Here is a 19,391-nt window from a genome sequence, read left to right on the forward strand (position 1 = left end):
AAATTGATGCACATTCTACCGGACAGCCGGAGATGCATCCTTGGATCAACTTGTGATCCGAGGTGTGTCTTCGGCTGTTTTTTTAGATATCAGACTTCGAAGCAGGGGCTTTCCTGATATCGCAAGAAAACCTACCTTTGAATCGCGGTCGCTCATCCTTGAAAAAACCCCGATAGAGGTTTTCTTATATGAATCTTACGAGGAGGCTGCAATGATGAAGTATAGAGCGCTGGGCAGAACCGGAGTTCAAGTGTCGGAGGTGAGTCTGGGGACGATGGCCTTCGGGCGCTGGATCGATGAGAGGGCTTCGGCCGCCGTATTGGACCAGGCACTTGGTTCTGGCATTAATCTGATCGATACGGCTGACGTGTATGGCACGGGCATGGATAACGGAAATGTAAACCAGCTGGGGGAAGCGGAAGGCATTCTAGGCAGGCTGCTGAAGGAGCGAAGACAGGACATTCTCCTTGCAACCAAGCTGCATAACCGCATCGGACCCGGCATCAATGACCAAGGTCAAAGCCGCTATCATATTTACCGCGCGCTGGAGAACAGCCTTGCCCGGCTCCAAACGGATTATATCGATCTCTATCAAGTACATCGGTTTGATGAGTTTACCCCGCTGGACGAGACGCTTGAGGCGCTTACGGATCTTGTGCGTCAGGGCAAAGTTCGCTATATCGGCTGCTCGAACTACGCCGCTTGGCAGCTTGCCAAAGCCCACGGCATCAGTGCGCTGCATGGCCTTCGCCGATTCGAGAGCGTGCAGCCGGAATACAGCCTCATTACGAGGGAGATCGAACGCGAACTGATCCCCTTTGCCCTATCCGAGCAGGTCGGGGTTATCGTGTACAGTCCGCTCGGCCGGGGCATATTGTCCGGGAAGTACCGGGCGGGCGAAGCTCCCCCATCGGACTCGCGCCTGGCTGCAGGTGAACAGCGATTGCAATTGCTGCTAAACCAGCGGCATGCGCTTTCCATCGTGGAAGGGATCCGGCCGCTGGCCGAGCAGCGGGGATGGACGCTTCCGCAGTTCGCCCTGAACTGGGTGCTCAGCCGCCCGGGCATCACGTCAGCCATTGTCGGGGCATCCAAGCCCGAGCATATCGCGGAAACATTGAAGCATTCGGATGAGCGGCTGACAGAGGAAGAACTGCAGGAGATCGACCGCTTAACGGAGGAACTCCGCGGATAAAGCGGATATATAGGTGACACACCCATACAGCACGATATCAACGATAACCAATATGAATCAGGAAGGTGACACAACCATGAGTTTAAAACGTCGTCAATTGCATCTTGGATTGTTTTTATTCGGGACAGGCTATCATCCAGCGGGCTGGAGACTGCCCGAAGGCAAGACGGACGGGGCTTACGATCCCCAATTCCTGAAGGAGGTTGCCCAGAAACTCGAGCAGGCCAAGTTTGATTTCTTCTTCTTGGGGGACCGGTTGGCCACGAGCGCCGATATGCAGCATTTATTCCCTTCCCAAATGACGCGGCTGGAGCCGTTTACGATGCTGTCCTATCTGGCTGCGGCAACGGATAAAATCGGTTTGATCGGCACGGTGAACACCACCTATGCCGAGCCTTACAACATCGCCCGCTTCACGGCATCGCTGGATCATCTTAGCCAGGGCCGGGCCTCATGGAATGTCGTGACAGGCTCCGATCCGCGGGCCGCACTGAATTTCAGCCGGGAGAAGCATTGGGATAACGCCAAGCGGTACGACTACGCCGAGGAATTTATCGAAGTTGTGAGCGGGCTGTGGGACACCTGGGAGGATGACTCTCTTCCGCGGGACAAAGCAAGCGGCGTGTTCGCCGACGGAAGCAAGGTGCACACGCTGGACCATGTCGGCGAGCACTTCTCCGTCGCCGGGCCGCTGAACATTCTGCGCCCGATTCAGGGGCAGCTGCCCCTAATCACGGCGGGAACCTCCCTGCGCAGTCAAATGCTGGCGGCCAAATATTCCGACATGGTCTTCACCGGAACGAATGTGAAGGAAGTCGCCGTGAAATTTTTCAAGGAAGTGAAAGGCCGTCTGGCGGAGTATGGAAGGGAGGATTCGGATTTGAAGGTTCTGCCCGGGTTAGTTCCGATTGTGGGCCGGACGGAGGAAGAAGCGCGCGCCAAATATGCAGAACTTAACGAACTGGTTGTTACGGATTACGATCTCGGCCCGCTGTCGGATAAGATCGGGATCGATCTAAGGGGATATTCCCTGGAGGATCCGCTGCCGGATGTATCCGCTTCGGAAACGGCACTGCAATGGACCGACTTGGCCAGAGGGGCCAACGGGCGCGAGGATATTACGGTCAGGGATCTGTTCTATTTCTTCACCGTGACGGTCCGCGGGCATCTGCTTGTTGTCGGCAGCGCGACGCAAGTGGCGGATATCATCGAGGAATGGTTCCGGGATGAAGCGGCTGACGGATTCAATGTGTGCCCGCCTTATATGCCGGGTGGACTGGATTTGTTCCTGGAGTTGGTTGTCCCCGAGCTTCAGCGTCGGGGATTGTTCCGTACCGAATATGAAGGCAGCACCTTCCGGGAGCACTTGGGATTGAGCCGCCCCGGGAACCGCTATGATCTGATTGCGAAGGGGTGAGCCTGATGGGAACGAGGAAAGCCAAGAAATTCCGCGGCATCTGGGCAGGGCAGGCGGTTTTGCTGCTGATTATACTGGGCATCTGCGAGCTTCTGGTTCGTACGGAAACCGTCAGCAGCCTGTACCTGCCCGCACCTTCCCAGGTATTCCGAGAGCTGTTCAAACTGTTCGGCGACGGGGAGATTTGGAAGCATCTGTATGTCACCCTGGCCGAATTCGTTGCGGGCTACGGCATTGCCGCCCTTGGCGGTTTGGCCGTCGGCATGGCTCTGGTGCTGATCCCTTGGGCGGAGCAGTTCTTCCGGCCGTATCTCTCGGCGCTGATGGCGATTCCGAAAGTCACGATTGTGCCGCTGCTTGCGCTTTGGCTCGGGATCGGGGTCACGCATAAAATATCGATTGTGTTTCTGTTCTGTTTCTTTACGATCACGGTCAATACGATGACCGGCATCAAACAGACGGCGGACAATCATCTGAAGGTCGCCCAAGTATTCGAGGCCACGCGGTACCAGACCATCATGAAAGTGATTTTGCCATCGGCTTCGCCAACCATTTTTGCGGGTCTGCGCATATCGGCTGCAACCGGACTGGTCGGGGCTCTGTTTGGGGAGATGCTCGCGTCGAAGGATGGCCTTGGGAATATTCTCGTGAAGGCGACATCGCTGTATAATACCGCGCAGGCCTTTGCTATCGTAGCGCTGGTTACCGTTGTATCCGTACTTATTATTTCATTCATCGATTTGTTGGAGCGCAATGTGTTCTTGAAATGGAAATCATCATAGTTCATCAGAAAAAGCTTCACTTACAGGGGGAGAGATCCATATGAACAGAAGAGAAATACGTCCATACCTTATAGCTCTTGCGGCGATATGGCTGATCGCCATGACGGCCGGCTGCGCAAGCGGTCAAGATAGCGGCAAGGGAGCAGCATCGTCCACCGGAGACGGAGAAAGCGCGGCAGGCACCAAGCTGGAGAAGATCCGGTACGCCCCGCTTAGCGGTGTCAGTGGATTGGCGGTGTCCTTCGGGGCGGAGAAGGGATTCTTTGAGGAGGAAGGGCTTGACGTCGAATTTATCACCACCAAGGACCCGATTGCCGGTCTGACCAGCAAGGACATTGACGTGGTTGACGTGGCCACGACGACGGCGATTGTAGCTGCGGGCAAGGGCGCTCCCGTCAAAATCGTCTCCTCCATGTTCCGGACCAAGGGGCCGTTCTATCTGATTGCCTCGCCGGAGATCAAGAGCGTGGAAGAACTGAAGGGCAAGAAGGTGGGCATCGCCGTGTTCGGCAGCGGGCTGGAGGTGTATACGCAGGTCATCCTGAAGGAACATGGGTTGGAGCCGGAGGATGTGACCTTCATTGCCAACAGCACGCATCAGGCGGCTTACGCGAGTCTGGAAACCGGGCAGGTCGACGCCACCATCATCCATGAGCCGTTCGCTTCTCTTGCGGAAAAGCAGGGGAAAGGCCATATCATCGCTACAGGATGGGATTACCTGCCGACCTTCCACACCGGTGTGCTGGCGGCGCGCGACGGTATTCTGGAAGAGAAACCGGAATTGGTCGAGAAGCTGCTGCGGGCCTATTTCAAATCCCAGGAATATGCGAAGAGCCATCCGGAAGAGTACAAGGCTTACTATCTGAAAAATATCGAGATCGATCCCGAGGTGCTGGATCTGGCGCTCGAGCGTGAGGAGGTGCTGTGGGAGAACAATCCGGACGTGGACATTAACGCGCTGAACGACACCCAGCAGATTCAGAAGGAATTGGGCTTCCAGGATGAGATCTACAAGGTGGAGGACATTCTGGACCTCAGATTTATTCCGACAAAATAAAGTGTGGCAGGAGGCGTTCCTATGTCTGGCTTTACGGTGAAAAATGTCTCGAAGGTATATGACGGTGATCTTCCTACGATCACGCTTCAACATATCAATTTGCAGGTCCGGGACGGCGAATTCCTGTGCATCCTTGGGCCGAGCGGCTGCGGGAAAAGCACGCTGCTCGAACTGCTGGCGGGGTTGCAGCTCCCGACGGAAGGCGAGATTTTGCTGGATGGCGCGAAGGTTAAGGGACCCACCCGGAGCTCGGGGGTTGTATTCCAGGATGCATCCCTGTACCCGTGGCGGACGATTTCACAGAACGTGGGTCTCGGGCTAGAGCTGGGCGGCATGAAAAAGACGGAGCGGGAAACGCTCGTAGACAAATATCTGAATATGGTCGGTCTCCAGGGATTCGGTTCAAAATATCCCCATCATCTGTCGGGAGGCATGCGGCAGCGCGCAGGGATCGCAAGGGCGCTCGTCAGTAGTCCGAACATCCTCCTGATGGACGAACCGTTCGGCGCGGTGGATCATCTTACCCGGCTTCAGCTTCAGCTAGATCTGCTCCGCATATGGCAGGAGGAGAAGAAGACGGTGGTATTTGTGACCCATGACGTATCCGAAGCTGTTTTTCTCGCAGACCGGGTCGTCCTGTTGTCCCCGCGTCCCGGGCGAATTCACCATATTTTCGACGTTCCCCATGAGCGTCCACGCAAGCGGGAGGATGCCAGTCTGCTGAAGATTCAGAACGATATCTACTCCGCGATTTATGATGTGAAGACGGAAGCGGATTTGGAATTTACTATTTAAAAACAGCCGCTGGAAATCAGAAGGGATGTGAAGCTATTGTCAAATCTCGTAAGCAAGGAATGGGTGCTGGAACAGCTGCAGTCGAACCCGGGTCAGCTTGTCATTGCGGATGTCCGATTCAGCCCGGGCGATCCGGGTTACGCCTTTGAGGCTTACCAGCGTGAGCATGTTCCCGGTGCCGTATTTGTTGATTTGAAAAAGGATCTGATGGATCCGCCAGGCGAGCATGGCGGCCGGAGTCCGCTGCCGCAACCGGATGAGCTGGCCCGGCGATTCGGCAATCTCGGAATCGATGCGAGTACGCCTGTCGTTGTCTATGATGATGACCTTCGGCCGGAAGGAGCGCGGTTATGGTGGATTTTGAAATACCTGGGCCATGGGTCGGCATATATATTGGATGGAGGATTCGCAAGCTGGAAGTCAGCCGGATATCCGCTTACTTCGAAGAAGAGCGAGTTAACTCCGCGTGTATTCCAGGCAAGTGTCCAGAAGGATTGGATGGCTGATGTGAACGAGGTGAGGGCAAAGCTTGGCGCAGCCGGCGTGACCCTGCTCGATTCAAGGGACTGGAAGCAGTTCACGGGAGAAACGGCGCTTGATCCGGTGGCCGGACATATTCCGGGAGCGGTGCACGCCTTTTGGAAGGACGGGATGGATGAGGACGGTACATGGAAGGGAGCAGAGCGGCAGCGGGAACGTTTTGCCGGAATATCTCCCGAGGATGAAGTGATTGTGTATTGCGGCTCCGGGCTGTCCGCGTGCCCGAACGTGCTGGCTTTGCAGGAAGCCGGATACGGTAAGGTGAAGCTGTATGCAGGCAGCTGGAGCGACTGGATCAGCTACAAGGACCATGAGATTGCCGCAGGTGAAGTTTGATCATGGATCATGCTGAGACTGGCGCAAGTTAAGGTGCTTCTCGCAGGTTATCCCGACTTGACGTAAGATTTATCGACGGTATAGTTGAAAACATAACTGTTCGAAATCGACATGCGGCAAGGGGGTTAACAACCTTGATGGAATGTAAAAGTTTTATTGGCGTACATGATGAACATTGGGAAGATGACGGCTTAAGAAGCCACCAGGAACTTGAAATTACGTTGATAATGGAAGGAAGCGGCCGCTTTTGCGCGCACGGCAGGGAAGCGAGAGTGGAATCCGGGAACGTAGTTCTCATTCCGTCCGAGGTTCCCCATTCGTTCCACGCGTTGTCCCCTATTCGCTTCGGCGTGCTTTTGGCAGACCGCATTCCGTCTGAGGTGAAAGGGCTGTTCGACAGGCTTATTCAGGATGGCCGCACTCGTATCATCGCCCTGTCCCGTCTGGATCGGGACCGTTATGAACGCTTGTTCCGCGAATGGCTGAGAATCCGTTCTGCTCCGTTGAAAGACCCGATACGGAATTATACGGTCTGGGTGGAGCTGCTTTTATTGTTTCTTAACGAACACGCCCATTCCGATCATCAGGCGCTGTCCATCTCGTTCATCGGCGACTACATCCGTCAGCATATCCGGGATCCAATACATGTCTCTACCCTGGCGGAAATGGCGGGACTGTCCGAGGATGGCTTCCGCAAGCAGTTCGCCAAAATATACGGCATGACCCCGAAGCAGTACCAGCAGCAATGCCGGCTTGCGGAAGCGAAGTGGCTCTTAAGCTCCTCCGATAAAGACCTCCAGTCGCTTGCCGAATCGGTCGGCTTCTCCCAGCTTCACTCGTTCTCGCTCTGGTTCAAAAAAATGGAGGGCTGCCCCCCATCGGAGTGGAGAAACCGGCAGCGCCTATATCATCACTAACGCGCTTACGATAGCCTACCGCGGATGCAGACGAGTTTTGCGTAAATTTGGTTCGGTTTTCGGTAACGACTTCCTCTTCCGGATCCACTAGGATAAGGATACTTGAAGCGTGCATGTTTCGCTTCAGGTTATGCTGACGGACAGAAAGGGAGGTTTGTTATGAAGGTGACCATCGGACAACGGGAATTGGAGTGGGGAGGTAAATACCTCACGGAATTAAGAGACTGCAATGACATGCTAGAGGATACGGTAGCGCTGCGAAACCGGCTGCAGGAGGATGGATATCTCCTGATTCGTGGTTTCCATAAGCGGGAACAAGTCTTGAGCGCAAGAATGGAGTTCTTGAACAAACTGGGGGCCATGGGCAGGCTGGATCCCCATGCCCTTGTCGAAGACGGGATCATCGGATCGGAGAATAAGGGCGGAATGTGGGGCGGCAGTACCGAGCAATTGCAGCCGGATTTCCCCCAGTTTTTGGACGTCGTCAATTCGCCGACGGTGCTGGACTTCTTTGGACGATTGCTGGGCGGCGCCGCGATGACATACGACTACAAGTGGCCGCGCGCCGTCGCTCGCGGAGGCAATACCGGCGCTCATTACGATGTTGTGTATATGGGTAGAGGCACGAAGAATCTGTACACCATGTGGACGCCGTTTGGGGATATCCCTCTTGAAATGGGAACGTTGGCGATGTGTCTCGGGTCCCAGCATTTTACGAAAATCAAGCAGACCTACGGGGAAATGGACGTTGATCGTGACAATGTTGCCACGGGCTGGTTCTCCGAGGACCCCGTCGAGATTGTGGACAGCTACGGCGGGCAATGGGCGACGACCGCTTTTGAAGCCGGCGACGCCATTATATTCGGAATGTACATGATGCACACCTCGCTGAACAACAACACCAACCATTACCGAATCAGCGCGGATACCCGTTATCAGCTTGCATCCGAACCGGTGGATGAGCGATGGATCGGCCGCAAACCCAAAGGTCATTATGCTTGGGGACGCACGCCGCAGAAGTCGGTAGCTGAAGCCCGCATGGAATGGGGAGTATAAGCGTTCCCATGGCTTAAGCTCGGATTGCGAGTAGAGTACATCGCAAAAAAAAGAACACAAAGCTCGCCGACCAGATCACTGGAGGCACAGCCATGGGCTGTGTCTTTTTGTTGTTTTTTTACCTGATGAAGGCAGGCGTAACTGCCAGGGTTCCACGGTAGCTGGAAACATTCTTTTTTTGTGAGGGAGGGATATCATGTGAAGGAGTTGGCCTTTGAGTATGCCGAAATGAAGTACTGCATACCGTCGGATATGGAAAGAAAGGGCGGAATCTGGATTCTCCGTACAGGCCGCAGCACGGCGAAACCCCATTATTATGTGGGCCCCAAAGTATCCGAAAACTATTCGCTGCATTTTGTTCTAAGCGGAAAGATCTCACTGGCTTACGGGGATGAGGAGGTCACTTTGTCGGAAGGGGACGTCTTTTGCCTGTTCCCTCATACGAGGTTCAGTTACTGGGAACCGAATCACCATTCGGAACCGTCGCTGCGTACGCAGTGGGTCGTCCTGGATGGAGAATTAACCGACAGTGCATTGACCCGGATCGGGTTACATCCGGGCAAGCCCTTTATGTTTGCCGTGATGAAGGGGGAGCTGCAGGCGGTGTTGAATCAAATATACGGGTGTGTGGATGACGATACCATTGGCAACGAATTTGGACGACAGAAATGGTTATATCAGCTGTTTGAACTGCTGGCTGCCGCCACGGTCAAAAGAGGGAGTAAATCGAACTGGCTCGAGCAAAGCGTTCATTATATGGATTCCAATTACATGGAGGGGATCACGGTCACGGATGTCGTCGAGTATGCCGGCGTACACCGGACGCATCTGTATTGTGAGTTTATTCGGGTGTATGGCATCAGTCCGAGTCATTATTTAATGAAGCTGCGGATGGAGCGGGCAGCGGTGCTGCTGACCGAAACCGATGTGTCCGTGACGGAGGCTGCTTTTTCGCTGGGATATTCCAACCTCCACACGTTCTCGAGAGCGTTCGCTAAATATTACCGCACGTCCCCTAGCTCGTATCGGCAGCAGCACGTGCCGGTACCCATATAGTGAATCAGACGGGTAGGGATAACAAGACTGTGACAGGGTGGAGCATAAGGCCCGTTGCAGTCCTTTTTTGCTTGGCAAGGCAGCAAGAGCCGTTAAATAGTGTCGTTTTATCCTTGAAATGGCTAAGATTTCCAAGTAATTTGCATGTAGGATAGAATGGATCAACCATTCTTGGTGGTCACACGGCTATGAGATGAAGGGAGGGATTGAGCGGTCAGGGGGATGAGCAGCACGGGATCTTCGAGCTTTTTTCCGTTTATTACATTTCAAGAAAGAGGTGTTATTCATGAAAAAGCTAAGTGTGTTCAGAAAGAAAATGACGACAATGCTTATGGCTGGCAGCTTGTTATGCGGATTGTTGGTACCGATTCAAGCGTCGGCTGCCAACGTTGCATTTAATGAGCCGCTGAACGGCACGAACCCTAATCTGTTTTATACTTCCGATGGATGGGCGAATGGCCCGGATTTCGGGGTGGGCTGGAAGGCGGCAAACCAGGAGTTCTCTAACGGAATTATGGCTTTACGGCTTGACAATGCGGGATGCCCTGCGAACTGCTCGGGCAAATCCTACGCTTCCGGTGAATATGCGACACATCTGAAGTACGGCTATGGCCGGGTTGAAGCGCGGATCAAAGCGGCAAGGGAACGGGCTTGGTGACGAGCCTCTTTACGTATTCCGGTCAAGCCACAGGCACGTCCAATGACGAAATCGATATTGAAATCCTGGGGAAGGACACCACGAAGATGGAAACGAATTATTTTACCAATGGCGTAGGCCAGCACAGCACCATCATTAATTTGGGGTTTGATGCGTCGCTCGATTTCCATAATTATGCGTTCGAATGGTCACCCTCATCCATCAAGTGGTACGTAGACGGCCAACTGGTTCATACGGAGAATGGCTCCCGCGGGGCGCTTCCGACGAGTCCGGGCCATATCATGGTTAATCTGTGGTCAGGATCGGGACCGGCTGAGATATGGACCGGAACATTCAATTACCCGGGTTCGCCGGTACGCGCGTACTATGACTGGATCAAATTCACGCCGGCCAACTAATTTATCGGGTATTCGGCCGATGATTTTATCAGGTATGTTGGAGTTTCTTTGATTAGCATCCGCTTATTGTTCTGGAATCATCGCACCAACAAGCTGCCCCAGGTCAGAAATGACATTTGGGGCAGCTTTTTATTTACAACTATGAAATATAGATGGTAGAGTTTTTTACAACAAATGTATGGATGCAACGCTTACAAGAAAATATCGGTTATGGAGGGATTTATCATGCCATCGATTATGCGGGAAGAAGCGATACCGAAGGAAAAAGTAATATTAGCCAAGAATTATCCGATTTTTGTCGCCGATACGATTGGCGTGACCAGCCCCTATCAGAAGCTTCATTGGCACAACGTGCTGGAGATAAATTACATTAAATCCGGCATGGGTTACTACATCATCAACGGGCAGAAATTTGAATTCCAGCAAGGGGATGTACTGCTCATCAACTCGAATGATCTTCACTGCGCTTACGAGACGAAGGATCTGGTCATGACCGTCATTTCATTTGATTCGACTTGGTTTATCCATAACCTCCGGTTCGATCCGGAGCTGTTCAGCCCGTTCCGCGAGATGGGCAAGCATTACATGAACCTGATCCCCCACGACCATCCGGCCATGGGGAAGCTGCGTTCGCTGCTGTTTGAGCTGCAGGAGGAGCATGTGGGGGAACAGCGGTCTTACGCTACGGTAGTATACTCGCTTCTGCTCCAATTCCTGGCCACCGTAAACCGGCAGTGCCGGATCGAAGGGGAAGGCGGAAGCGAACCCAGCATCAGCGAACGGCAGCTGGAGAAAATGCGTCAAGTCATCATGGTGATGGAGCAAAATTTCGCCCACCCCTGGACACTGGAGGAGTTGGCTTCCCTGGTCTATCTCAGTCCTTCCAGGTTCAGCGAAATATTCAAGCGTGCGGTCGGCATGCCGCCCCTCTTGTACCTGATCCACATTCGGCTGGAGCAGGCGGTCACGATGCTGGAAGGAGGCCATATGAAAGTGATGGACGTCGCCCTGGAATGCGGCTTCCGCACGCTGACCAATTTTAATCGTCTGTTCAAAAAGCACATCGGCATGACGCCGAAGGCTTCACAAAAGCAGCATTCCTAAAAACCAGTGAAATAGTGCTGGTTTTTGCTTGTTTTAGCAGAGAAATGAGCCTGGTCAGGCGATACAATAAAATGGCAAGCATCTCAAGAATGTGTCAATAAACCTAACACAAAATAAAAAGGGGGAGATGCCCATGCCGCAAATCGGGATCGACAGCAGGACGGAGACACATGTGAAGAAAGGCCGCTTGCGCCGCTTTCTGAAGCAATGGGATATACAGCTGATGGTGCTTCCGGCCATGATGTTCATTCTGGTTTTCAGCTACATTCCCATGTACGGGGTACTCATGGCGTTTCAGGACTACAGTCTGTTCAAGGGGTTTCTGAACAGCCCGTGGGTCGGCTTCAAGCATTTTGAGATGTTTTTTGGGGCGCCGGAGTTCTGGACCATTATGCGGAACACCTTGGTCATCAGCCTGCTGAAGCTGTGCATCGGGTTTCCTGCACCGATTCTGCTCGCACTGATGCTCAATGAGGTTGGGAGGCATTCCTTCAAACGGATCGTCCAGACGATCAGCTATCTGCCTCACTTCTTGTCGTGGGTCATCGTCTCGGGCTTTGCGATCTCCATTCTGTCCACGGACAACGGCAGTCTGAACATTCTGCTGCAGAAGCTGAGCCTGATCGATGAACCGATCAATTTTCTATCGGAGCCGAAGTACTTCTGGAGCATCCTGACGGTAACGAATGTGTGGAAGGAGATCGGTTTTTCCTCCATTGTGTATTTGGCGGCCATTGCGGGCATTAATCCCCAACTGTATGAAGCGGCTTCAATTGACGGTGCGAGCCGTCTGAAGCAGATCATCTCCATCACTATTCCGTCCATTATGCCGATCATCGTTGTGTTCTCGATTTTGGCGATCGGCAACTTCCTGAATGCCGGCTTTGAGGACATTTTGCTGCTGGCTGGTAATCCGGTATTGCGGGATGTCAGCGACGTGTTGGACACGTACGTCTACCGGATTGGCATTCAGAACAGCCGATTCTCCTACGCTACGGCGGCGGGTCTATTCAAGGCGATCATCAGCGTATTGTTGTTGGCCGGAGCCAACTACTGGGCCCGACGGTCGGGGAACAGCCTATGGTAGGGCAGCTGTCAAACGGAGATCGGGTATTCGTTGGGTTCATCTACGGCTCTTTGGCATTGCTGGCATTTATCGCGCTGTACCCATTCTGGAACGCTGCCGTCATCTCGTTTAACTCGGGGACCGACACGATGCAGGGCGGCATTACGTTCTGGCCGCGCGAATTTACGCTGGAGAATTACCGCGTAGTGTTCAAGGACGAGCGCCTCATTGACGGGTTCGTCATCTCGGTGCTCCGTACGGTGACCGGTACTTTTCTCTCCATTGCAGCAACCGCCATATTCGCTTATGGCATATCCAAACGCGAGTTGATGGGCCGGAATTTTTATATGGTCACCTGCATCGTGACGATGTACTTCAGCGGCGGACTCATTCCGAATTATTTGCTTATTCGGGAGCTGGGCCTGATGAACTCGTTCTGGGTTATGGTCGTACCAGGCATCATCAGCGTGTGGAATATGATCATATTCCGGACGTTCTTTAAGGGCATCCCGCCCGGCCTTGAGGAGTCGGCCCATATCGACGGTTCCTCGAACTGGGGCGTATTCTTCCGAATCGTGCTTCCGCTATCGGGACCGGTCATTGCGACGCTGTCGTTGTTCACGGCCGTGTATCACTGGAATGATTGGTTTGCGCCAAGCATTTACATATCCAACACGGATCTGCTGCCGATACAGACGAAGCTTCAGCAGATCCTCAATGCCAACATTATGATGGAACAAATGCAGAACATGGATGCCGGGGCGCAGGGCCGGATGAGCGCGATGAAGGCCGTAACGACCAAGTCCTTGTCCATGGCGACCATGATGGTGGCAACCGTCCCGATCCTGTGCGTATACCCGTTCGTTCAGAAGTATTTTGTGAAGGGCGTATTAATCGGTTCTTTGAAGGAGTAATTCAACAGCCATCTTGCCAAGGGTTTGAAGCGGCAGCTTTGACCATAGATGAATCATGAAGGGAGCACTTGGAATGAAAAAAAGGGGAAAAAGGCTTCTATCTGCATGGTCAGTCACGCTTGTCATCATCATGGCTTTAACGGGATGTTCGGGTTCGGGAGGGAATGCCGCAAGCCCGGAGAAGGAAGGCCCAAGCTCGCAAAACAATGAGAAACCAGCCGGAGAGGATACCTTTGTGCTGGGAGAGAAGCCGCTGGAATTCTCGTTCTATGGCCACTATGACTGGTATACGATGCCGGGTTGGGGCGCGGATCTTGCAACCAAGTGGATCCAGGAGAACAAGAAGGTCAACGTGGTTCCGGTCAGCTCCGGCGGCGTTGCCAAGAACAAGCTCAGTACGATGATTGTGTCCGGGGAGCTGCCGGATGTCATATGGATGGAACGGGGCGCGGAGGTCGAGAAGCTGCGTGCCGAGGGTATGCTGGTGCCGTTCGACGATTATCTGGATAAATACCCAAATCTGAAAAAATGGGCCGGGGAATCCACGCTCGATCTGCTTCGCTCGCCGGACGGAAAGCTGTATCAATTCCCGAACTGGTATACAACGCAGCCGAACGGCAATGCCGGCTATCTCGTCAATAAAAAGATATACGAGGAGCTTGGATCGCCAAAACTGGAAACGCCGGATGATCTGTACGCCTATTTGAAGCAAGTGAAGGCGAAGTATCCGGGTGTCGTTCCTCTGGAGGTTGGCCAATCGGCAGCGGGCGTGGACATCATGGTGTCTGCTTTTGCCGAGAACCGCCCGTATACGTTCAACAATATGATCGCCGTACCCCAGGGGGATCAACTTGTGTCGCTGTTCACGGATCCCGTTTATCGGGAGCTGCTTCAATACATGAGCCGATTGTACCGCGAGAAACTCATTACGCAGGATGCCTTCACGCAGAAGCTGGAGCAAGTCGAGCAGAAGATTCTGAGCGGCAACGTGGCGGTTTATGTAGCCTCCAGCCCGACCGAATTCGGTTCCAAGGGCAACAATCTGCTGAAGGCGCAGGACCCTGATGCCGGTTACATCATGATATGGCCGGTACACAAGGAAGGATTGGATCGCGACAAGATTTTCCCGGGCGATTACAAGCAGCTAGGCTGGAATGTCAGCGTCATCACGCAAGCGGCGAAAGATCCGGAAGCTATCTTTGCTTTCCTGGATTGGTTCACCGGTCCCGAGGGCCAGCGGACGATCATGTGGGGCCCTGAAGGCTTGTACTGGGACGGGACGAACGAAGAGGACATGCCGCTGTTCACCGATAAATTCACCAGCGATGCGAAGGGGCGCGATGAGTTGATGAACGCCACGGTGAACTTCCAGTGGAACGGCAACACGGTGTATGTCGACAATTCCAAGATGAAATTCGAATCTACGCTGCCGCCGGAGAAGCGGAACTTTGAAACGTATTGGCAATCGGAGATTACCTGGAAGACGCAGATGAACACGACGGAGTACGTCAACCTCGATCCGGCAGGCGATTCCGAGGAGGGCATAATTGCGCAGCGTGTGTTCGAAATTTATGAGCAGGCCAGAGCCAAGGCGATCAGCTCGGCCTCTTCGGATCAGGAAGTGCTCTCGCTTCTGGATAAGGCAGAGGCAGATGCGCAAAAAGCGGGTTACGACAAGCTATTACAGTACAAAACAGCAAAATGGCAGGAGAATAAGCAGAAGCTGAAAGCATCGAAATAAACGTCACGGCGAAGCCGTCCATTCCTTCAGGAGCTTGCGGAATATGCGCTGGCAATTCGCTGGGCAGGACGGCTTCATGAGCCGGGCATCATAGGAGAGATCATACTTGAATTACTACTTGGGAGTCGACGGCGGAGGAAGCAAGACGCTGGCCGTCGTAGCGGACGGGACAGGACGAATCGCTGGAAAGGGAATGGGCGGCTGCGGCAACCATCAGCTTGGCGCAGCGCGTGCGGAAGCAAGCATCAGGCAGGCCGTTGAAGAGGCGCTTGGACAGGCGGGACTCGGGCGAGAAGACATCGCCTGCGCATCGTTCGGGCTGGCGGGAGCCGACCGCGAGGCGGACTTCCGCATCTTGCGGCCCATGATCGGCGCCATGGGCTTCAAGAAACACCATATCGCCTGCGATACCGTCATTGCCATGAGAGCCGGCACAAGACAGAGGGACGGCGTCGTCCTTATATGCGGAAGCGGGACGAACGGTTATGGCGTCAACGCGGCAGGCGAGGAGGTTCAGATCGGAGGATTCGGTTATGCGTTCGGCGATTTCGGCGGAGGCGCTGACCTGGCCGTCGAGGTGTTTCGGACGGTCGTTCGTTCCTGGGAAGGCCGCGAGAAGCCGACTTCATTGACGCCGCTAACGCTGGATGCGCTTAGGTTTGGCAGCGTGGAAGAGATGTTTCACCGATTTTTGGACGAGGGTAGAAGGGCGCCGCATACACTGGCGAAATTGCTGTTTCAAGCCGCACCCGCCGATGAAGCTGCAAGAGAGATATTGGAAAGGCAAGGCATGGAGCTGGGGAAGGTCGCCAGCGCGGTAATTCGTAAGCTCGGCATGGGCAATGACGCCTTCGATGTCGTGCTGGCCGGCAGCGTCCTGACCCGGGGAGAAAGGGATTACGTCGTTCCGTATATTGAGTCTCAGGTTCTTGCGGCAGCCCCGAATAGCCGGGTGCGCATTTTGGCCCTTGAGCCCGCGGCGGGTGCCGTCCTGCTCGCAATGGATGAGAACGGCGTGGTTCCGGGCACAGCCGTGTATGAACAATTGCAGCATGAGCTTGCCGTGAAGGAGAGGAATGTGGAATGGATACTGGATTGAAGGTTGCTGTTATCGGGGGCGGATCCTCGTATACCCCCGAGCTGATTGAAGGTTTCATCCGTCATTATGAGTCGTTTCCGGTGACGGACATCGTCCTCGTGGATATCCCGGAAGGCCGCCGCAAGCTCGAAATTGTAGGCGGTCTGGCCCGGCGGATGATTGAGCGAAGCGGATTGCCGATTCGCATTATGTTGACCTTGGACCGTCAGGAAGGACTGAAGGATGCCCATTATGTATCGACTCAGATGCGAGTCGGACTGCTGGAGGCCAGAGGCTGGGACGAAACGATCCCCCTGAAATACGGGATGCTCGGGCAGGAAACGACCGGAGCCGGCGGCATGATGAAGGCTCTGCGTACGATACCGGTGCTATTGGATATATGCAAGGACATGGAGGCATTATGTCCGGATGCCTGGCTGCTGAATTTCACCAATCCCGCCGGGATGGTAACGGAAGCCATCATGAAGCACTCCGACATCCGCTCCATCGGTTTGTGCAACTCCCCCATCGCCGCTTACAAGTGGTTGTCCGGGCTTTACGAGGTGCCGGTCGAGCGAATCTACTGTGAGTTTGCCGGATTGAATCATCTGCACTGGATCAGCCGGATCGAGGTCGATGGCGTGTCGAAGCTGGAGGAGCTGCTGGCAACGGGAGGGAGCTACTCAGCTCGCAACGTGCCGCAGCTTGCCTGGAACGATACGCTGATCCGGGCGATGGGCGCGATTCCATCCTATTATTTAAAATATTATTATCTCCACCGGGAGATGCTGGAGGAGCAGCAGGCTGCCGCGGCCAGAGGCGAGACAAGGGCCGAAACGGTCCAGCGTCTTGAGGATGAGCTGTTTGAGATTTACAAGCGGCCGGAACTTGCCGAAAAGCCGAAGCAGCTTGAGCAGCGCGGCGGCGCTTATTACTCCGAGGCGGCTGTCAATTTGATGAAGGCCATTCATACGGATAGTGGGGAGATTCAAACATTGAACGTGATGAACGGCGACACGCTGGACTTCCTGCCGGCGGATGCCAGTATCGAAGTGAACTGCGTCGTGACGAAGAACGGCGCGGTGCCGGTACCTGTCGAGCGAGTGCCAGCTGCGGCGATCGGCCTGATCCAAGCCGTGAAGACCTACGAGAGCCTGGCCATCGAGGCAGCGGTCACGGGCAGCAGGGAGAAGGCGCTGCTAGCTCTTAGCGCGCATCCGCTCACCGATTCCGTCAGTGCCGCTGAAGCCATGCTGGATGAGATGCTGGAGAGGAACCGTTCGTTTTTGCCGCGATTTTTTCAAAAGGTCAAAGCTTAGGAATCCAAATGAAGCCGGCAGGTTATTGTAACGCATATCGTTTTTCCAGCGTCCATGAGCAGCCTGCCGTGATTTTACCACCTGGGAAACGTCATTTATGCTAGAATGGGATCAGGTTAATTTCAGGAGGCGTTCGAGATGAAGACAACAATCGTTCACGGGCAAACTTATATGGGGATTAGCGCATAATTGCCCTTAAACTGCGTGCTTCCCCGCCTATGAAAAGGGGAACGACGATTTGAAAACATGGATATTGAAGCAGTACGATTACCACGTATGGGCTAACCGGAAGGTTTGCGAATATTTGCAGGGGCTTTCAGGAGAGGTATACCGCAAGGAGATTGTCAGCGTTTTTCCATCCATTTATGACACGATGGTGCACATCTATGTCATTGATTCCGGCTGGCTGTCGTTCTTTAACGTGGGAGGAGTCACGGAGGTATCGCCTGCGTACTTGGAGAGTCTGAAGGATTCGATCGATCGGCTGGTTGCGGAAACGGAAGGCAAGCGAATCGAAGAATTGGGCCAGTTAATGGACGATCTGGCGGCGCGCTTCCGGTTGTTTATCGAACAGCACGAGAATCTGGACACCATCTATCCGTCCGGAGATTTTAGAGCCAGCTGCCTGGATTATATCCAGCATATAGTTAACCACGGGACCTATCATCGGGGGAACGTAACCGCGATGCTCCGGCAAATCGGCCATCCCGGCACGCCTACCGACTATGGCTATTATTTGTATACCATAAGCCACTAAGCGTCCATGATTCAAAATGGGAAAAAGCCTGGAACATCGCGTTCCGGGCTTTTTTTATGGGTCCGAATCACGCTTAGTCGGTTGTTGCGTTTCGGATCACGGATACGCTCGATTCCCTGACGATGAGCCGCGGCTCGAATTGCACGCGCTCGTATTGCCCGGTCTTTTGCTCGCGAAGCCGCTTCAGCAGCAATTCCGTCGCAAGCCGGGCCACTTCATCGCCCATGATGGACACCGAACTGATCTGCGGCGTCGTGACGGTGGTCCATGCATTGTTATCGATGCCGACGACCGCCACATCGTCGGGAACCCGCACCTTTAGTTCCTTAAAACGGTTGACGATGCCGATGGCAACCATATCGTTAACCGCATAGATGGCATCCGGCATATGCTTCAGGCCATAAAAATAGTCCGCCGCGCGAACCCCCGTCTCAAACGAGAAATCCTCCCCGAAATAGACAAGAGACGGATCGACTTGCGTCAGCGATTGCTCATATGCCCAATACCGCTCTTCGATTTTATCTTTGGGCGCACCGGCATAGGCAATGCGGGACCGTCCGATTTTCAGCAGATGCTCCATGACAAGCCTGCCCTCTTGGCGTGCCAGGCCGACGATATCGGCTTTATACTCATCTCCCAGCTGTTTCCCGTAATTAATAATCGAGACGGGGAGGCTTGATTTGTTAATCAGGTCGCCCAGTGTTTTGGGATAAGCCAGCGGCATGATAATCAGGCCGTCCACGTGCAGTTTTTTGATATCCCTGACGATTTCCAGCTCGTTCCGTGCATTTCCGGCTGTATTGATCTGAACGACCCGATAGCCGTGCTGTTTGGCGGTCTGTTCGACCGACCAGGCGATTTCCGGGATGATCGCATTTCGGATGTCAGGCACGGCCAAGGCGATTTGATTCGTCTGCCGAACCTTCAGGCTTTGAGCCGATGTATCCGGACTAAACCCGATTTCTTCGATCACCTGCATGATCCGTGCTTTCGTTTTCGGACTGATCCCCTTGGTGTCGTTGATGGCTCGGGACACGGTTGCAATGCCAACGCCCGCTTGTTTGGCGACATCTTCAATCGTCACTTTTTTGGGATTCACCATATTCAAAAGGTCCTCTCTATATCGGAAACGTTTCCTGTTCTTGTTCTTATTTGAGATCTTAATGAAGCAATATCTATATTATAACATTAAGAATACCTTTAAA

19 protein-coding genes are annotated in these 19,391 nt (G+C 53.8%); 18 read left to right on the forward strand and 1 reads right to left on the reverse strand.

Annotated features, from left to right (window positions below; all coding sequences use genetic code 11):
• The first annotated feature begins 214 nt into the window (after positions 1–214).
• The 18 genes from ACETK5_RS02420 to ACETK5_RS02505 all read left to right on the forward strand — a co-directional run bounded on the left by ACETK5_RS02420 (position 215) and on the right by ACETK5_RS02505 (position 18,186).
• Entirely contained in the window at positions 215–1,195 is a 981-nt protein-coding gene (locus ACETK5_RS02420) for an aldo/keto reductase (protein WP_326114401.1), read from the forward strand.
• 76 nt (positions 1,196–1,271) lie between these two features.
• Positions 1,272–2,612, forward strand: a complete 1,341-nt coding sequence (locus tag ACETK5_RS02425; protein ID WP_394054228.1) for an LLM class flavin-dependent oxidoreductase — start codon at positions 1,272–1,274, stop codon at positions 2,610–2,612.
• A gap of 5 nt (positions 2,613–2,617) precedes the next feature.
• Positions 2,618–3,394: an ABC transporter permease gene (locus tag ACETK5_RS02430; protein ID WP_326114403.1), complete on the forward strand. Its 777-nt coding sequence runs from the start codon at positions 2,618–2,620 to the stop codon at positions 3,392–3,394.
• A gap of 40 nt (positions 3,395–3,434) precedes the next feature.
• Complete coding sequence (locus ACETK5_RS02435) at positions 3,435–4,451, forward strand: ABC transporter substrate-binding protein (protein WP_326114405.1); 1,017 nt, start codon at positions 3,435–3,437, stop codon at positions 4,449–4,451.
• Between the two features lie 21 nt (positions 4,452–4,472).
• Positions 4,473–5,246, forward strand: coding sequence for an ABC transporter ATP-binding protein (locus tag ACETK5_RS02440; RefSeq protein WP_326114407.1), 774 nt, complete (start codon positions 4,473–4,475; stop codon positions 5,244–5,246).
• Between the two features lie 36 nt (positions 5,247–5,282).
• Complete coding sequence (locus ACETK5_RS02445; protein WP_394054229.1) at positions 5,283–6,122, forward strand: sulfurtransferase; 840 nt, start codon at positions 5,283–5,285, stop codon at positions 6,120–6,122.
• Between the two features lie 137 nt (positions 6,123–6,259).
• Complete coding sequence (locus ACETK5_RS02450; protein ID WP_394054230.1) at positions 6,260–7,039, forward strand: helix-turn-helix transcriptional regulator; 780 nt, start codon at positions 6,260–6,262, stop codon at positions 7,037–7,039.
• Positions 7,040–7,198: 159 nt separating this feature from the next.
• Positions 7,199–8,095, forward strand: coding sequence for a phytanoyl-CoA dioxygenase family protein (locus ACETK5_RS02455; RefSeq protein WP_394054231.1), 897 nt, complete (start codon positions 7,199–7,201; stop codon positions 8,093–8,095).
• Between the two features lie 198 nt (positions 8,096–8,293).
• Positions 8,294–9,151, forward strand: coding sequence for a helix-turn-helix transcriptional regulator (locus tag ACETK5_RS02460; protein WP_394054232.1), 858 nt, complete (start codon positions 8,294–8,296; stop codon positions 9,149–9,151).
• Between the two features lie 286 nt (positions 9,152–9,437).
• On the forward strand, positions 9,438–9,809 hold the full coding sequence (locus tag ACETK5_RS02465) for a LamG domain-containing protein (protein ID WP_394054233.1): 372 nt from the start codon (positions 9,438–9,440) through the stop codon (positions 9,807–9,809).
• The gene (locus ACETK5_RS02470; protein WP_394054234.1) at positions 9,806–10,207 is read left to right on the forward strand and encodes a family 16 glycosylhydrolase; all 402 of its coding nucleotides are present in this window, start codon (positions 9,806–9,808) and stop codon (positions 10,205–10,207) included. The genes ACETK5_RS02465 and ACETK5_RS02470 overlap by 4 nt, the downstream gene beginning before the upstream one ends.
• 225 nt (positions 10,208–10,432) lie before the next feature.
• On the forward strand, positions 10,433–11,311 hold the full coding sequence (locus ACETK5_RS02475) for an AraC family transcriptional regulator (protein WP_394054235.1): 879 nt from the start codon (positions 10,433–10,435) through the stop codon (positions 11,309–11,311).
• A 133-nt stretch (positions 11,312–11,444) separates the two neighbouring features.
• Positions 11,445–12,398, forward strand: a complete 954-nt coding sequence (locus ACETK5_RS02480; protein ID WP_326114411.1) for an ABC transporter permease — start codon at positions 11,445–11,447, stop codon at positions 12,396–12,398.
• Entirely contained in the window at positions 12,392–13,291 is a 900-nt protein-coding gene (locus ACETK5_RS02485; protein WP_394054236.1) for a carbohydrate ABC transporter permease, read from the forward strand. Before ACETK5_RS02480 ends, ACETK5_RS02485 begins: the two co-directional genes overlap by 7 nt.
• Positions 13,292–13,364: 73 nt before the next feature.
• Positions 13,365–15,032: an extracellular solute-binding protein gene (locus ACETK5_RS02490; protein ID WP_394054237.1), complete on the forward strand. Its 1,668-nt coding sequence runs from the start codon at positions 13,365–13,367 to the stop codon at positions 15,030–15,032.
• A gap of 106 nt (positions 15,033–15,138) precedes the next feature.
• On the forward strand, positions 15,139–16,131 hold the full coding sequence (locus tag ACETK5_RS02495; protein ID WP_100538878.1) for an N-acetylglucosamine kinase: 993 nt from the start codon (positions 15,139–15,141) through the stop codon (positions 16,129–16,131).
• A complete protein-coding gene (locus tag ACETK5_RS02500; protein WP_394054238.1) occupies positions 16,116–17,429 on the forward strand; it encodes a 6-phospho-beta-glucosidase in 1,314 nt (437 codons plus the stop codon). The genes ACETK5_RS02495 and ACETK5_RS02500 overlap by 16 nt, the downstream gene beginning before the upstream one ends.
• A 238-nt stretch (positions 17,430–17,667) precedes the next feature.
• Positions 17,668–18,186: a DinB family protein gene (locus ACETK5_RS02505; RefSeq protein ID WP_100538876.1), complete on the forward strand. Its 519-nt coding sequence runs from the start codon at positions 17,668–17,670 to the stop codon at positions 18,184–18,186.
• Between the two features lie 73 nt (positions 18,187–18,259).
• On the opposite strand, the gene ACETK5_RS02510 is transcribed toward ACETK5_RS02505, so the two are convergent.
• Positions 18,260–19,288 carry a LacI family DNA-binding transcriptional regulator gene (locus ACETK5_RS02510; RefSeq protein WP_326114417.1) on the reverse strand — a complete coding sequence of 343 codons (1,029 nt, stop codon included), beginning with the start codon at positions 19,286–19,288 and terminating at the stop codon, positions 18,260–18,262.
• Positions 19,289–19,391 lie beyond the last annotated feature (103 nt).

It is taken from the genome of Paenibacillus ilasis (assembly GCF_043195395.1).
Classification (GTDB): Bacteria; Bacillota; Bacilli; order Paenibacillales; family Paenibacillaceae; genus Paenibacillus_AQ; species Paenibacillus_AQ lautus.

What these genes read in the sequence shown, in the direction of transcription:
- ACETK5_RS02425 (WP_394054228.1), top strand. Translation starts at nt 1,272, where the DNA reads ATGAGTTTAAAACGTCGTCAATTGCATCTTGGATTGTTTTTATTCGGG.
- ACETK5_RS02490 (WP_394054237.1), top strand. Translation starts at nt 13,365, where the DNA reads ATGAAAAAAAGGGGAAAAAGGCTTCTATCTGCATGGTCAGTCACGCTT.
- ACETK5_RS02430 (WP_326114403.1), top strand. Translation starts at nt 2,618, where the DNA reads ATGGGAACGAGGAAAGCCAAGAAATTCCGCGGCATCTGGGCAGGGCAG.
- ACETK5_RS02450 (WP_394054230.1), top strand. Translation starts at nt 6,260, where the DNA reads ATGGAATGTAAAAGTTTTATTGGCGTACATGATGAACATTGGGAAGAT.
- ACETK5_RS02475 (WP_394054235.1), top strand. Translation starts at nt 10,433, where the DNA reads ATGCCATCGATTATGCGGGAAGAAGCGATACCGAAGGAAAAAGTAATA.
- ACETK5_RS02440 (WP_326114407.1), top strand. Translation starts at nt 4,473, where the DNA reads ATGTCTGGCTTTACGGTGAAAAATGTCTCGAAGGTATATGACGGTGAT.
- ACETK5_RS02485 (WP_394054236.1), top strand. Translation starts at nt 12,392, where the DNA reads ATGGTAGGGCAGCTGTCAAACGGAGATCGGGTATTCGTTGGGTTCATC.
- ACETK5_RS02420 (WP_326114401.1), top strand. Translation starts at nt 215, where the DNA reads ATGAAGTATAGAGCGCTGGGCAGAACCGGAGTTCAAGTGTCGGAGGTG.
- ACETK5_RS02465 (WP_394054233.1), top strand. Translation starts at nt 9,438, where the DNA reads ATGAAAAAGCTAAGTGTGTTCAGAAAGAAAATGACGACAATGCTTATG.
- ACETK5_RS02455 (WP_394054231.1), top strand. Translation starts at nt 7,199, where the DNA reads ATGAAGGTGACCATCGGACAACGGGAATTGGAGTGGGGAGGTAAATAC.
- ACETK5_RS02435 (WP_326114405.1), top strand. Translation starts at nt 3,435, where the DNA reads ATGAACAGAAGAGAAATACGTCCATACCTTATAGCTCTTGCGGCGATA.
- ACETK5_RS02500 (WP_394054238.1), top strand. Translation starts at nt 16,116, where the DNA reads ATGGATACTGGATTGAAGGTTGCTGTTATCGGGGGCGGATCCTCGTAT.
- ACETK5_RS02480 (WP_326114411.1), top strand. Translation starts at nt 11,445, where the DNA reads ATGCCGCAAATCGGGATCGACAGCAGGACGGAGACACATGTGAAGAAA.
- ACETK5_RS02510 (WP_326114417.1), bottom strand. Translation starts at nt 19,288, where the DNA reads ATGGTGAATCCCAAAAAAGTGACGATTGAAGATGTCGCCAAACAAGCG.